Source organism: Cupriavidus sp. USMAHM13 (genome assembly GCF_001854285.1).
GTDB lineage: Bacteria > Pseudomonadota > Gammaproteobacteria > Burkholderiales > Burkholderiaceae > Cupriavidus > Cupriavidus malaysiensis.
In genome coordinates this window covers 2,740,357-2,754,267 of the sequence record NZ_CP017751.1, presented here as the reverse complement: position 1 = coordinate 2,754,267, position 13,911 = coordinate 2,740,357, and the positions used below count along the sequence as shown (strand labels likewise).

The 13,911-nt window shown below is 65.9% G+C and carries 13 protein-coding genes; 2 read left to right on the top strand and 11 right to left on the bottom strand.

Annotation, left to right across the window (positions count from 1 at the left end):
• Positions 1-256: 256 nt before the first annotated feature.
• The 4 genes from BKK81_RS12050 to BKK81_RS12035 all read right to left on the bottom strand — a co-directional run bounded on the left by BKK81_RS12050 (position 257) and on the right by BKK81_RS12035 (position 2,866).
• Positions 257-745, bottom strand: coding sequence for a VOC family protein (locus tag BKK81_RS12050; RefSeq protein WP_071013149.1), 489 nt, complete (start codon positions 743-745; stop codon positions 257-259).
• A gap of 298 nt (positions 746-1,043) precedes the next feature.
• Positions 1,044-1,352: a pentapeptide MXKDX repeat protein gene (locus tag BKK81_RS12045; protein ID WP_071013146.1), complete on the bottom strand. Its 309-nt coding sequence runs from the start codon at positions 1,350-1,352 to the stop codon at positions 1,044-1,046.
• Positions 1,353-1,416: 64 nt separating this feature from the next.
• Positions 1,417-2,190, bottom strand: a complete 774-nt coding sequence (locus BKK81_RS12040) for a molybdopterin-dependent oxidoreductase (RefSeq protein ID WP_071013143.1) — start codon at positions 2,188-2,190, stop codon at positions 1,417-1,419.
• Between the two features lie 37 nt (positions 2,191-2,227).
• The gene (locus BKK81_RS12035; protein ID WP_071013140.1) at positions 2,228-2,866 is read right to left on the bottom strand and encodes a cytochrome b/b6 domain-containing protein; all 639 of its coding nucleotides are present in this window, start codon (positions 2,864-2,866) and stop codon (positions 2,228-2,230) included.
• A 677-nt stretch (positions 2,867-3,543) separates the two neighbouring features.
• On the opposite strand from BKK81_RS12035, the gene BKK81_RS12030 reads away from it, so the two are divergent.
• Both BKK81_RS12030 and BKK81_RS12025 read left to right on the top strand, forming a co-directional pair.
• Positions 3,544-4,896 (top strand): porin, encoded by a 1,353-nt coding sequence (locus BKK81_RS12030; RefSeq protein ID WP_231907914.1) that lies wholly within the window; start codon positions 3,544-3,546, stop codon positions 4,894-4,896.
• Between the two features lie 23 nt (positions 4,897-4,919).
• Positions 4,920-6,581: a sulfatase-like hydrolase/transferase gene (locus BKK81_RS12025; protein WP_083384086.1), complete on the top strand. Its 1,662-nt coding sequence runs from the start codon at positions 4,920-4,922 to the stop codon at positions 6,579-6,581.
• Between the two features lie 406 nt (positions 6,582-6,987).
• On the opposite strand, the gene ilvD is transcribed toward BKK81_RS12025, so the two are convergent.
• The 7 genes from ilvD to BKK81_RS11990 form a co-directional block, all read right to left on the bottom strand.
• Positions 6,988-8,850, bottom strand: coding sequence for a dihydroxy-acid dehydratase (ilvD, locus tag BKK81_RS12020; RefSeq protein ID WP_071013130.1), 1,863 nt, complete (start codon positions 8,848-8,850; stop codon positions 6,988-6,990).
• Positions 8,851-9,166: 316 nt separating this feature from the next.
• Positions 9,167-9,811: a trimeric intracellular cation channel family protein gene (locus tag BKK81_RS12015; protein ID WP_071016403.1), complete on the bottom strand. Its 645-nt coding sequence runs from the start codon at positions 9,809-9,811 to the stop codon at positions 9,167-9,169.
• A gap of 11 nt (positions 9,812-9,822) precedes the next feature.
• On the bottom strand, positions 9,823-11,076 hold the full coding sequence (locus tag BKK81_RS12010; protein ID WP_071013127.1) for a M20 family metallopeptidase: 1,254 nt from the start codon (positions 11,074-11,076) through the stop codon (positions 9,823-9,825).
• A 55-nt stretch (positions 11,077-11,131) separates the two neighbouring features.
• Positions 11,132-11,578 (bottom strand): MarR family winged helix-turn-helix transcriptional regulator, encoded by a 447-nt coding sequence (locus tag BKK81_RS12005; protein ID WP_071013125.1) that lies wholly within the window; start codon positions 11,576-11,578, stop codon positions 11,132-11,134.
• Between the two features lie 146 nt (positions 11,579-11,724).
• Positions 11,725-12,195, bottom strand: a complete 471-nt coding sequence (locus BKK81_RS12000; RefSeq protein WP_071013122.1) for a DUF2269 family protein — start codon at positions 12,193-12,195, stop codon at positions 11,725-11,727.
• A complete protein-coding gene (locus tag BKK81_RS11995) occupies positions 12,192-13,442 on the bottom strand; it encodes an SDR family oxidoreductase (protein ID WP_071013119.1) in 1,251 nt (416 codons plus the stop codon). Before BKK81_RS11995 ends, BKK81_RS12000 begins: the two co-directional genes overlap by 4 nt.
• Positions 13,439-13,837 carry a hypothetical protein gene (locus tag BKK81_RS11990; protein ID WP_071013118.1) on the bottom strand — a complete coding sequence of 133 codons (399 nt, stop codon included), beginning with the start codon at positions 13,835-13,837 and terminating at the stop codon, positions 13,439-13,441. Before BKK81_RS11990 ends, BKK81_RS11995 begins: the two co-directional genes overlap by 4 nt.
• Positions 13,838-13,911: the final 74 nt, after the last annotated feature.

Genomic DNA, 13,911 nt, shown 5'->3' with positions numbered 1-13,911 from the left:
TTTCAGTCCGCGCGTGGCGGTTTCAATCCGCCAGTCGCAGGGTGCGCTGCATCGCAAATCAAAAGGCCTGCGGCCCTGCCGTGGAGCATGGCTGAAGCGCTGCCAGGCGGACGTCCACGCTGCTCCCGTCCGGCGTGATGGCGGCGGCTGACGCGAGGGCGACACACCGCGGCGTCCCCCCGGCGATGGCCCCGAGACCTCGCCGCGGAATGCCGGGGCCGGTCCGGCGTCATTCCCCCCCAAAGCGGCAGCAGCCTCAGCCGGCGGCCCCCGCATGAGCCGCCTTCAGGGCCCCGATGTCGAGCTTGACCATCTTCATCATGGCATCCGCCGTGCGCCGGGCCCTGAGCGGATCGGGATCCGACATCCACTCGCCGAGGGCCGCCGGAACGATCTGCCACGAGAGCCCGAAGCGGTCTTTCAACCAGCCGCATTGCTCGGGCGCGCCGCCGTCGAGCAGCCCATTCCAGTAGCGGTCCAGTTCCTCCTGGTCTTCGCACTGCACCACGAAGGAGATCGCATGATTGAACGGATCGAGCGGTCCGGCACTCATGGCAGTGAACGGCTGTCCGCACAGCACGAATTCGACGATCTTGACGGAACCCGGCGGGCCGCTCGGCGAATCGCTGGGCATTGCCGTGACCCGCACGACACGTGAATCGGGAAAGATCGAAGCGTAGAACCTGGCGGCTTCCTCCGCCTCTTTCGCGTACCAGAGGAAGGGGGTGATCTTCTGCATTTTCATGGCAAAGCTCCTGTCGGGGCGGGGTGATCGCGCCGCGCATCGGGATCGCAATCGGGGCGACCAAGGAGGGGCGGCAGCGAGAGAAAGCCCGCACGATGGCGGGCTCGGGCCGGGGATGCTGCGCCCCGGGAGGCGCTCGCTCTCACAAAGGGGACGTGGGAGCGCCCGGACGCGCCCGCCAATGTCCGCGTCGGTCCGCGTGAAGCCGGAACGCTGCCGCGGGGCACGACCGGCTGCGATTCATGCAATGGCCGGAGCCGGGCACTCTCACCAGCGCCGGATCGCTTGATGCAGCCCGCTATTCCTTCGTATCGCCCTTGCCCATGGAGTCCTTGTCCATCGAGTCCTTGCCCATGGAGTCCTTGTCCATGGAGCCTTTCCCCATGGAATCCTTGCTCATGCCTCGCTTCGCCGGAGCCTTCTTGGCGTGGCCTTTGCTCATATGGCCTTTCGACATATCGTCCTTGCCCATGGTGTCCTTCGCCATGCTGCCGCTTTGTCCCATCGCATCCTTTCCCATCTCGTCTTTCTTCATGGTGTCCTGTGCCAGCGCATTGCCGGCCAGCAGCATTGCAGCGGAAATCAGCAAAGCCAGACGCTTTTTCATGGTGTTCTCCTTGGTCAGATAAGCAGGAAACCGGCGAACCCGCCGGTCAGGTACGGGTGATCGCTCAGGAACCGCCGAACCAGTTGTAGCCCTGGTCCTCCCAGTAGCCGCCCGGATACTTGTTGGTCACGAAGATGGCGACGATGTGCTTCGGGTTCTTGTACCCGAGCTTGGTCGGCATGCGCAGCTTCATGGGGAATCCATACTTTGGCGGCAGGCGTTCGCCGTCGTAGGTGAACGTCAGCAGCGTTTGCGGATGCAATGCCGTGGGCATGTCGATGCTGGAGTAGTAGTCGTCGGCGCAGCGGAAACCCACATACTTTGCCGTCACGTCCGCTCCGATGCGCTGCAGGAAGTCGGAGAAGCGCGTGCCGCCCCACTTGCCGATCGCGCTCCACCCTTCGACGCAGATATGCCGCGTGACCTGGGACGTCTGCGGCAAGGCATACAACTGGTCGAGCGTCCATGGCGCCTTGCGTGAGACCAGGCCTCCGATCTCGAGCCGGAAGCCGTCGGCGTCCACCTCCGGCACTTCATCGATGCCGTAGTAGGCGTTGAAGGGGAACGGCCGCGTCAGCATGGACTCAGGATAGGTCGGCGCCAGCCGCCGCGGATCGAACAGCCAGGCTTGCGCCCGATCATTGAAGCGTGAAACCGCCATCAGGAAGGACTCTACTGACGGCTCGTCGGTGATGCGGCATCCAGTCAGCAGCAGCAATCCGCCGAGCGTGATGGCGCGCTTGCCGAACAGCCGGCGGGACGGCATGCTCAACTCCCGGGTGGCATCGCGCAGGATCAGCTGGCGGTCGACTCGGACGATTTTCTCGGGTGTGCTCACGGCAATTCCCCTGTTCAGCCTGTTTAGCTGCCTCAGCCTAGCGGCCGCGCAGCATGATGATGAGCGTGCGCGGCACCAGTACCGTCATCACCACATGGACGACGATGAAGAGTGCGATCGCACTCATGCCGGCGAAGTGGATCCAGCGAGCCGTGTCATAGCCCCCCATCAGCATGCGCAGCAGCGGAAACTGCACTGATTTCCAGATGGCGAGACCGGATAGCACCGTGACCACGATGACGGCGACCACCCCGAGATAGAGCAGCTTCTGGGCGGCGTTGTATTCAGCGAGATTGGCGTGCGAGAGCTTCCCGCGCAGCGCCGCGGCCATGTCTTGCAGCGCGCCGGAAATGGAAAGTGGCAGGAAGCGCCTCTGGAAGCGGCCGGTGAGCACATTCATGCCCAGGTAAAACAGGCCGTTGGCCACCAGCAGCCACATGGCGGCGAAGTGCCATTGCAGCGCGCCGGCCAGCCACCCGCCGAGCGTGATGCCGTTGGGGAAATGGAAGGCAAACAGCGGGGAAGCGTTGTAGATGCGCCAGCCGCTGAGCATCATGATGATCACGGCGATGGCATTGAGCCAGTGCGTGATGCGCAGCCACGCCGGCTGAATCGTGGTGGACGGGCTTGTGCGAGGCTCTGGCCTGATTGCCGCGAATCGCTCTGCAGTCTTCACGTTTCCCTCCGATGGCAGTCGTCAAGCGGCAACCGCCGCCCATGCCACGTTAGTCGTGCCTCGCGGCACAACCTTACACAGTCCCATCGCATCCTCGTCAGGCGCGGATCGTGGCATCGCCAGCATGGCGCCTACGGCATATCGCGGTGCTGAGAAAGATCGAGTGGCTTGCCGCCATGATTCGATTGCAGAAATGAAGCGGCATGCACCTTGACGATAGAACCAATCGACCGGAAGGCAAGGAACTGCCTTCCGGTTGTTGCGTGGTGGCAGGGCCCGGCGAAAAAAGTGCCCGCGTAGTGGCGGCCTCAGGAGGAGGGGCGCCCGGCTATCGGAAGCTGAATGCCAGGGCCGCTTCGCAATGGGCGCCGACTGTGTTTTCGCGTATTGCGCCGATCTCGCGCACCTATGTCTTCTCAGCGGTGAGCCGCTACGGAAGCTGGAGCGATAGCCATTATCCCGGCGCGAGTTTGTCCGCTCCTTACCTGCTGGGTTTGCCTGGCGACGTGCATCTTCCATTTCCCCCGAGGGCCACGCGAACGGCGCGATGACGCCGTCATTTTCACGATCCAACCACCTCGCGGGATCAGGGATTCTACTGAGATGAGCGGGGCGTGTGTCGCGCTTGACACTGCCAGATCGACGTTGATAAATTATCCGATCGGATAATTTTGTCGGTGCGCGCGTTGCTGGTGCGCGCGCGAATGGCAGCTGGCAGCTGGCCTGGTCCGTTGCTGCCGTTGTTGCGCATCCGGATCCAGACCAGCGTATCCGTAACGCCGAGGCGCGCCTCGGACGACGAGCGCGAAAGAAAAACAAGGAGGAGGAGAGCTGTGGGGAGGAAAAAGCATCTTGCGTGCCATGCCGTCTTGAGTCTCGCTGCGGGCGGCACGGGCGTGGCGCATGCACAGTCTGGCGTGACGATCTATGGCGTCATCGATGTGCCGTTCGAGTATGTCAACAACCAGGCGCAGGTCGCGCCGGTCATCAATCCCGTCACCGGCGCGGTGACACGGCAAGCGGGGGGCAACAAATTCTCCCTGGAGGCGGCTGGCGGCATGTCGGGCTCGCGTTGGGGCATACGCGGCGTGGAAGACCTGGGGGCGGGCATGAAGGCGTTGTTTGTCCTCGAGAGTGGTTTCGCCGCCGACTCGGGGCAGATATCGCGAGCGGGCACCATATTCGGCAGATTGGCGTTCGTCGGCTTGCAAAGCGACCGGCTCGGCCAGATCACGCTCGGCCGGCAGAACACCAGCATGTATGAAACGCTGGGGAACTTCATGCCGGCCAAGTTCGCTCCCTTGTTCGAGCCAACGGTAGCTTTGCTTGGCGGGACGGCTAGCGGCGGTGGCCTGGACAATGCGGTGAAGTACACCGCAGTCGCGGGGCCGCTCACGATGAAGGCGCACTACAGTTTCGGGGCGGGGCTGAGCAAGTTCGGCCTGACTCCCGTTGCCGGGCAGGGCGCGGGGGAAGTGCCCGGGCATGCCAAGGACAATACCGCTTATGGCGCCGGCCTGATGTACCTGGGGGCAGGCCTTGGCCTCGCCGTCACCTATGACCAGTGGAACCCTGCGGTCGTGCCCGGCAGTACCGGTACGTCGAAGAAGCTGGCGCTGGCTGCAAGCTATGAGCTGGGCCGGACCAAGTGGATGGCCGGCTATCGCTGGGGACAAAACAAGGACGCTGCAGGCGGCACCTTGGTGCGGGACAATTTCTGGTGGACCGGTTTCAACTACAGCGCCACGTCTGCGCTGACGCTCACGCTGGGCTACTACTACGATGATCGCAGGACGTTGAAGACCAACGCCGCACAGCCGGACGTCAACCCGGTCAACCCCTGGCAGTTGAGTTTCATCGCCGACTACGCATTATCCAGGCGCACCGACGTCTATTTCACGGTTGGCTATGCACGGAACTCTGGACTGAACCTCGACTCTCCGGCAATCGGATTCGCGAATGGTGCATTCCTTGGCGAAGGGAAGAACAGCCAGACGGGGATCGCAACCGGCATACGTCACAAGTTCTGATGGGTTGAGAGGAGATGAAGCAAATGGATCAAAGCGCGATCGGAGGACGTCGCGCGGCGGAGCCGCAGGAGCGGTCGCCAGCGCCAGCGCAATTGGCTGTGGCGCGCGCCAGGCGCGTCGCGTGTCGATGGGCACTGCCTATCATCGGGGCCGTGGCACTAACTGTGCCGCCCCTCATGGCGCGGGCGGCGCCCGCTGCCGGCCCGAATGGTTCGCCCGATACCCGCCCGAACATCATCCTGCTGATCGCCGACGACCTGGGCTGGGGCGATCTCGGCAGTTACGGCCATCCCGTGTTCCGCACGCCGAACCTGGACCGGATGGCGGCCGAAGGCCAGCGCTGGACCAACTTCTATGTCAGCTCTCCGATCTGCTCGCCCAGCCGCGGCGCCATGCTGACCGGGCGGGTCGAGACCCGCTCGGGCCTGTATGGAGCACTCAACAGCGTGCAGGTCGAAGGCGATCCCTACGGATTTCCCGACCGCGAAGCGACGGTCGCCAGCGTGCTGGGCGACGCCGGCTATGCCACCGCCCTGTTCGGCAAATGGCATCTGGGCGACGCCCCGCGCGCTTACCCGACACGGCACGGTTTCGACTCCTGGTGGGGCATGCCGATGTCGAACGATGCGTACTTCACCGGCATCCCCGGCGGCGTCAGCATCGAGGAACTGCGGCAGCGCTTCGCCAAGGGTGAGTCGCCCAAGGAACTGTTCGTCCTGTACTACCGGCAGGCGGTGACTGCCTTCCGCGATCCCAAGAACGCGTACTGGAACTCACCGCTGATCTCGAGCGAGCGGATTGTCGTCAACGGCAAGACCGACTACCGCGACCAGGTGGTCGAGCAGCCGGTGGATCAGCCCGGCTACAACAAGCGCCTGACTGACCGGGTCGTCGATTTCATCGGTGGCAAGCACGACAAGCCCTACCTGGCCTGGGTGGGGTATGAGAAGCCTCACCTGCCGCATATGCCGGCGCCCGAGTTCGTCGGCAGCAGCAAGGGGGGGCCGGTGGGCGACGCCATTGCCGAGCTCGATCACAGTGTGGGGCGGGTGATGGAAGCCGTGCGGCGCAGCCCGGATGCCAAGAGGACGCTGGTCGTATTCGTCAGCGACAACGGCCCCTGGATCCTGTATGAGGAGCTGGTCGGGTCGGCCGGCATGCTGCGCGACGGCAAGGCTTCCACCTATGAGGGTGGCGCACGCGTGCCCGCCCTGTTCTGGTGGCCTGGCACCATCCGTCCCGCGGTCGTGGACGGCATCGGCGCCACTTACGATCTGCTGCCCACCTTCGCGGCGCTGGCCAAGGCCCGGCTGCCCGATGCCGTCCTCGACGGGGTCGACCTGGGCAAGACGCTGCGCGAGCAGGCGCCAAGCCCGCGCCAGGTGATGCCCTATTTCTACCGTGGCCGCCTGCAGGCCTGGCGCGAAGGGGAATGGAAGGTCAACTTCTACGACGTCACCGGGCGCAAACCGGAGGAGAGCCTGCAAGTCCGCATGGCTAAGCCAACGCTGTACAACCTGGGGCGGGATCCCGGGGAGAAGTTCGACAAGGCTGCGAGCGAGCCCGCGATCCTGCAGCGCCTGCAGCAGGATGCCCAGGCCTTCGAACGCTCGATCACGAAAGCGGCGCCGGAGTTCGACCGGGTGACGATCGAACGCGGTATGGTGGGGCGAGGCGGCAACTGACCCGCGCCAGTGGTACGCCGGGCGAGCAGGCGTCTCGCGGTGTCGGTGCCGGCCGCTGGCTCGGTCGGCACCCCGGCCTCGGCGTTCGCGTGGGTCCGCCGGACCTTCACGCCAAGGCTCAAGCGGCCACCCTATCCGCAGGCACGATCGCCGCGGCGCTCTGTTCGATCCTGTCGCGCAACCGCAATACGACTTCAATGACGACAACCTGCCCATCGGGGCCGCGTTCTGGAGCCTGCTGGCGGAGCGCTACCTGACAGACTGAGAGGCGGTCCGGCAGACCTTGCGCAACCTGTTGCCGCGAGCATCCGCGGGGAGGCGATCCGAAACAAGAAAGCCGGCGCGGTCCAGGACCGTGCCGGCTTTCCTTTTTTCACGCCCGGTCGCACCCGGGCGCAGGCGAGGCTCAGCCGCGCTTGAGCTGCGACAGGTCGCGCACCGCGCCGCGGTCGGCCGAGGTGGCCAGCGCCGCGTAGGCCTGCAGCGCGGCCGAGACCACGCGTTCGCGGTGCTCCGGCTGCCAGGCACGCGCGCCGCGCGCTTGCATGGCGGCGCGGCGGCTGGCCAGCTCCGCCTCGGAGACGTCGAGGTGGATCCGGCGCTTGGGGATGTCGATGTGGATGATGTCGCCATCGTTGACCAGCGCCACCGTGCCGCCTTCCGCCGCTTCCGGCGACGCATGGCCGATCACCAGCCCCGAGGAGCCGCCCGAGAAGCGCCCGTCGGTGAACAGCGCGCAGGTCTTGCCCAGGCCCTTGGACTTCAGGTACGAGGTCGGGTACAGCATCTCCTGCATGCCGGGGCCGCCCTTGGGGCCTTCGTAGCGGATGATGACCACGTCGCCGGCCTGCACCTGGTCGCCCAGGATGCCGGCCACGGCGTCGTCCTGGCTCTCGAACACGCGCGCGCGGCCGCTGAACACCCACTGCGACTCATCCACGCCCGCGGTCTTGACGATGCAGCCCTTCTCGGCCAGGTTGCCGTACAGCACGGCCAGGCCGCCGTCCTTGGAATACGCGTGCTCCTTGCTGCGGATGCAGCCGCGCTCGCGGTCGAGGTCCAGCGTGTCGAAGGTGGCTTCCTGGCTGAAGGCGACCTGGGTCGGGATGCCGCCCGGCGCGGCGCGGTAGAACTTGTGCGCGGCATCCTCGCCGCTGCCCGCCACGTCCCAGCGCGCGATCGCGGCGCCCAGCGTGCCGCTGTGCACGTTGCCGCAGCTGGGGTCGATCAGGTCGGCGCGCAGCAGCTCGCCGAGGATGCCGAGGATGCCGCCGGCGCGGTGCACGTCCTCGATGTGGTACTTGTCGGTGGCCGGCGCGGCCTTGCACAGGCAGGGCACCTTGCGCGAGATGCGGTCGATGTCGGACATGGTGAAGTCCACGCCCGCCTCCTGCGCCGCGGCCAGCAGGTGCAGCACGGTGTTGGTGGAGCCGCCCATGGCCACGTCCAGCGCCATGGCGTTCTCGAAGGCGCGCTTGGTGGCGATCTGGCGCGGCAGCACCGAGGCGTCTTCTTCCTGGTAGTAGCGGCGGCACAGGTCGACGATCAGGCGGCCGGCCTGCTCGAACAGGCCCTGGCGCCAGGCGTGCGTGGCCACGATGGTGCCGTTGCCCGGCAGCGCCAGGCCGATCGCCTCGGTCAGGCAGTTCATCGAGTTGGCGGTGAACATGCCGGAGCAGGAGCCGCAGGTGGGGCAGGCGCTGCGCTCGACTTCCTCGGCCTCGGCATCGCTGACCTTGGGGTCGGCGGCCTTGATCATGGCGTCGATCAGGTCGATCTTGGCGATCACCTGGCCATCGGTGGGCGACTTGATCTTGCCGGCCTCCATCGGGCCGCCGGAGACGAACACGACGGGGATGTTCAGGCGCATGGCGGCCATCAGCATGCCCGGGGTGATCTTGTCGCAGTTGGAGATGCAGACCATGGCATCGGCGCAGTGCGCGTTGACCATGTACTCGACCGAATCGGCGATCAGTTCGCGCGAGGGCAGCGAATAGAGCATGCCGCCGTGGCCCATGGCGATGCCGTCGTCGACCGCGATGGTGTTGAATTCCTTGGCCACGCCGCCGGCGGCTTCGATCTCGCGCGCCACCAGGGCGCCGAGGTCGCGCAGGTGCACGTGTCCCGGCACGAACTGGGTGAAGGAGTTGACCACGGCGATGATCGGCTTGCCGAAGTCGCCGTCCTTCATGCCGGTGGCGCGCCACAGGGCGCGCGCCCCGGCCATGTTGCGGCCATGGGTGGAAGTTCGCGATCGATAGTCAGGCATCCGTGTCCTCGGGGATTATGTTGTACTAGTCGAGGCTCGGTGTGCGGCTTGAGCCTCCTGGCGCGCCGTAACGGGGCGCACGGTCTGGGGGAAATGTGCAGTTGGTGCAGATGGTGCGGGAGATGCGCTAAGACGTCCAATATATTTTTCTGGCGTAATTAAGTCGAAAAATATATCAAGCGCGGCAGGGCAAGGGGCGAGGGGAAGGGCGCGCCCCCCCGTCGCGCCGGGGCAGCATCACGCCGAGCGATGGCCGGGACGCCGCGGGCTGCACAGCGCTTGCCGCATCCCGCCGGCCGGCTGCTCGGCAGCGGGCTTATTGGCCATCGCGGGCCAGGCATTCCCGCCGTCCCGCAAATGCCGGCAGGCGCCAGCCGAAGTAGAGAGACGCCAGCCGCAGCACCACGCATGCAAGCGTCGCCAGCCACGGCGACCACCAGGCGGTCCAGCCCGCGTAGGTGAAACCGACCTGGACTGCCGCGCCGAGCAGCGCAGCGGACGCGTAGATCTCGCGCTCGAGTATGGCCGGCACGCGCGAGAGCAGCACGTCGCGCATCACGCCGCCGCCGACCGCGCTCACGATGCCCAGCAGGATCGCGAGCTCCGCGCTATGGCCATAAGCGAGCGACTTCTGCGCCCCCGCCACCGCGAACAGGCCGAGCCCGATGGCATCGAAGAGCAGCACGGGCTGGCGCAGGCGGCGGACTTGTGGATACGCGAGGAGGGTGACCCCGCACGCCGCCAGGGAGGTGGCCAGATAGGGCCAGTTCGAGAGCCCGGCGGGCGGGACGGCGCCGATGCAGACGTCGCGCACGATGCCGCCCCCGCAGGCCACCATGAAGGCGATCGAAGCGATGCCGAACAGGTCGAGCCGTTTCTGCCGGGCGGCGACGGCACCGCTGATGGCGAACGCGAAGGTGCCGACCAGTTCGAGGAAGGTGTAGGCCGCGTGGGAATTCACCATGGCCGTCCTCATTGGACAAGCCAGGCCCCGGCTGCGCACAGCATGGCTTCCAGGCCGGTACGCAACGTGGGGTGGAGGGTGGGCGCGAACTGGGGCGAGTGGTTGCTGGGCAGCCTGTTGAGTGTCTTTTCCGCTTGCGCCCTGGCATAGGTTGCGGCATCCGTGCCACCGACGAACCAGAAGGCGTACGGCACGTTCCATGCGCGGCCGAACACGCTGAAGTCCTCGCTCGCCGCGGCCGGCTGCGTCTCGTAGGCCCGCTCGCCGAACCAAGCCTCGAACGCTGCACGCAGGCGTTGCGTGGTGGCGTCATCGTTGACCGTCAGCGGGTAGCTGCTGAGCGTGGTGAACTCCGGCTCGCGCGGTGCATTCGATGCCATGCACTCGGCGCAGCAGATGCGGCGGATCGCGCCCAGCATGTATTCGCGCACGTCCTCGTCGAAGGTGCGCATATTGAGCTTGAGGGTGGCGTCGTCGGGAATGATGTTCTCTTTGGTGCCGGCCTGCAGCGCGCCGACCGTCAGCACCGCGCTCTCCCGCGGCGAGATCTCGCGCGACACGATGGTCTGCAGGCGCAAGGTGGTCGACGCGGCCATGATGACGGGGTCGATCGACGTCTGCGGTTGCGAGCCGTGCGAGCCGCGCCCGAACAGCCGCACCTTGAGGCTGTCGCCCGCCGAGAGGATGGTGCCGGAGCGATAGCCTACCGTGCCCGCGGGGCCGACCATCACGTGCTGGCCCAGGATGACGTCGGGCTTGGGGAAGCGGGACATCATGCCATCGTCGATCATGCTGCGCGCGCCGCGCCCCACCTCCTCGCCGGGCTGGAAGACGGCCAGCAGCGTACCGCGCCACGCAGCGCGATGCTCGGCCATCAGGCGCGCCACGCCCATCAGCCAGGTGACGTGCAGGTCGTGCCCGCACGAATGCGCCACGCTCACCTCGACGCCGTCTTCATCCGTCATCTTGACCGTGCTGGCGTAGGGGAGTCCGGTGGCTTCCGCCATCGGCAGGGCATCCATGTCGGCGCGCAGCATCACCGTGGGGCCGTCGCCATTGCGCAGCACGGCAACCACACCGGTGACGCCGACGTTGCGCGTGACCTCGTAGCCGAGCCCGGCGACATAGTCCGCCGCGATCGATGCCGTGCGGACCTCCTGCATGGACAATTCCGGATGCCGATGCAGATCCTGGTAGATCGCTTCCAGTCCGGGCAGGAGCGCGTCGATCGCGCTTCCCATCGCTTCGATCCAGTTCGGCATGGGAGACTCCTCGTCGTTACCGTGCGCGCCGCAGGCGGGGCGGCAGGCGGCACACTCAGTCGGGGGCGCCGGCGGATCCGGCGCTCAACAGGTCGTGCGAAAGCTTGTCCAGCAGTCGCTCCAGGGTGCGGCGCTCGCTGGCGCTCAGTGCCTTGGCCAGTTCGACCTCCAGCGCCGATCCCAGCACCTCGGACTCCCTCGCCACTTCCAGGCCGCGCGCCGTCGCGCGCAGCATCACGCTGCGGCGATCCGATGGATGCGTGGTGCGGCGCATCAGGCCCCGCCCTTCCAGGTCGGCAAGGACCTTGGATAGCAAGGTCTTCTCGACCAGTGTACGCCGCGACACCTCCTTGGGTGTCGTGTCCGGTTCAGCGCACACCAGGCGCAGCACACGCAGCGCGCGCACATCGAGATCCCAGTGCTCGCGGTAGGCCACGTTGGCCCGCTCGATCAGCAAGGCACTGGTCAGGTCGAGCTTGAACGTCAGGAAGTCCGAGTACACCACCACTCCAAGGTCGCGGGCATGCCCCGCATGCCCTTGGGGCGATTATAGGCAGATAGTTGAAAAATTCAACTATGTGGGGAGAGGGGCAGGGATGTGGACTATCCCCGGCACGTGGCACGTGCCACGTGCCACGTGCCGGTCGATCAGGCCGGCTTGAACACCATCAGGAAATAGACCGCGATCATCGCCAGGAACGCTGGATATCCCAGCCATTCCCATCGCATGGAGAAGCGCCAGTAGCGGTCCGGCAATGCCGTCGATCCGGCGGCATGAGCGACGCGCGCCATCTTTGCCATCTCAAGCTGCAGCCAGACCACCGGCAGCCAGCAGGCCCCCGCGACGGCATAAAGCACCGCCGCGGCGACGAGCCATGAACTCGTCCATGGCCATCCTGCCTGATGTGCCAGCCAGGCACCGGAGATCGGCTGGAACAGTACCGCTGGCGTGGTGAACCACCAATCGGCGCGCACCACCAGCCGGGTCACCGCGGCAATGACAGGCACCGATCGCGTGCGGTGGGCGAAGTAGAGGTAGAACGCGGACCCGAAGCCGGTTCCGACCAGCAATACCGAAGAGAGGATATGGAGCGCCTTGATCGTGAGGTAGGTGTTCATCGCGAGTTGTCCTCGCTAAGCAGGATGAGCAGGATCGCCAGAATCGGGAGATTCTTGAGAATCGCGCCAAACGGGTCCCAGAGGGTTTCCGGCATCGCGACGGCGATGATCGACGTGTAGGTCGCGATCAGCGCCGCCTGTGATAGCCACAGGCGGCGCCCCGGCTTCACGATCGTCATGACGCCGAAAGCGAAGTCCAGGCACACCGCTGCATAGAATGCCGATACCGCGCTGGTGTCATGCAGATGCACGCGCGCGAGCAGTGCCATGGTGGCGTCGCGGGGGAAGAGCAGGCTGGCCGCCGAGGTCCAGAGCCAGACGAAGGCCAGCACGCCCCTCAGCAGCGCGGGCTGCCACGTGCGAAGAGCCCGGTAGCGCAGCGCAAGCGCATCGGGGCCGATGAAGGCGCGAAGACTCTGCGCCGGGCGCCCGAGCAGGCTTGCCGTCGCGGCGCCATCGCCGGTGCTGCCGGCCTGCAGCATTCGCCAGGTATCGCGGGTCAGCATCGACCCGGGCACGCGGTCGAGCAGTGCCGCGCCGGTGCCGATCAAGCCGCCTGGAATCGACACCGGCAAGGCGGGGGAGAAGCCGAGCGATTGGCGGTAGATGGCCAGCATCTCGCGATACTCGACCTCTTCGCCGCCAACCACGTCGATGACGCCGCGGTCGCCGGCGTCCGCATCGAGCAAGCGTTCGATGACTTCAGCCAGTTCCTCCACGTGGATGGGGCGAAGGCGCTGATGGCCGCCCGCCGGCAAGGCGTGGATGGGCAGGCTCGCGAGCATCCGGAAGAAGGCGGCCGATGCGCCCAACGGTCCATAGACAAGTGCCGGCCTGACGATGGAATGGCTGACCGGCAGCGACTGCAGATGATGGTCGGCGGCGAGTTTGCTCTGGAAATAGGGCGTGAGGCCGCTTGGAACGCCAAGCGCGGAAACCTGGATCACGCGCTGGATACCTTGCCGCTGGCAAGCATCGAACAAGGCGATCGGTGCTCTGGTGTGGACGCTGTCGAAGGTCTGCCGGCCCTTCTCGATCAGGATTCCCACCGCGTTGATCACGACGTCGATGCCTTGCAGCAGGGCATCCCATGCATCGGGGCCAAGGGCGCCGGCATAGTCGATCGCGCGCTCATCTTCCGCCGTGGCATGCCGTACGCCCTTCACCACGCGATGGCCGCCGCGCTCGAGCCTGTCGCACAAGGCCGCGCCGATGAAACCGTGTGCGCCGCAGACGAGGATGTTCATGCTGCCTCCGCGGTCGATTGCGCGGTCGCTGCCACGGGTTGCTTCGTGGACGCCTGCGGCTGGGGAAGGTAGCGCGCGATCATGCAGGCCACGGCAGCGACCGAAAGCAGTGAACCGAGCAGCGTGAAGAGGAACGTTTGCCGGACCACGAGTTCTTCGCAGACCGGATCGCCGGAGAGGCATTTGACGGGACTCGTCGCAGCCAGAAGAACCAGCGAGAGCGGCATGCATACCGTCAGCACCGCCGAAACGCGCACCCAGAACTCGGCGCGATCGCGCGTTCCGCACACATCCGTCAGCAGTCGCAATGTCACCGCGCGCAGATAGCAGGTGATGGCCAGTCCGATCGCCACCGGGCCGGCAAGCTGGAATGCAAGCAACAGGATCGTTTCCATGGGTTCCTCCGTTTCTGAAATTTCTGTATGGACAGAAATAAAAGGTCAAAAAATACGGACCCTAGGTCCGTTAC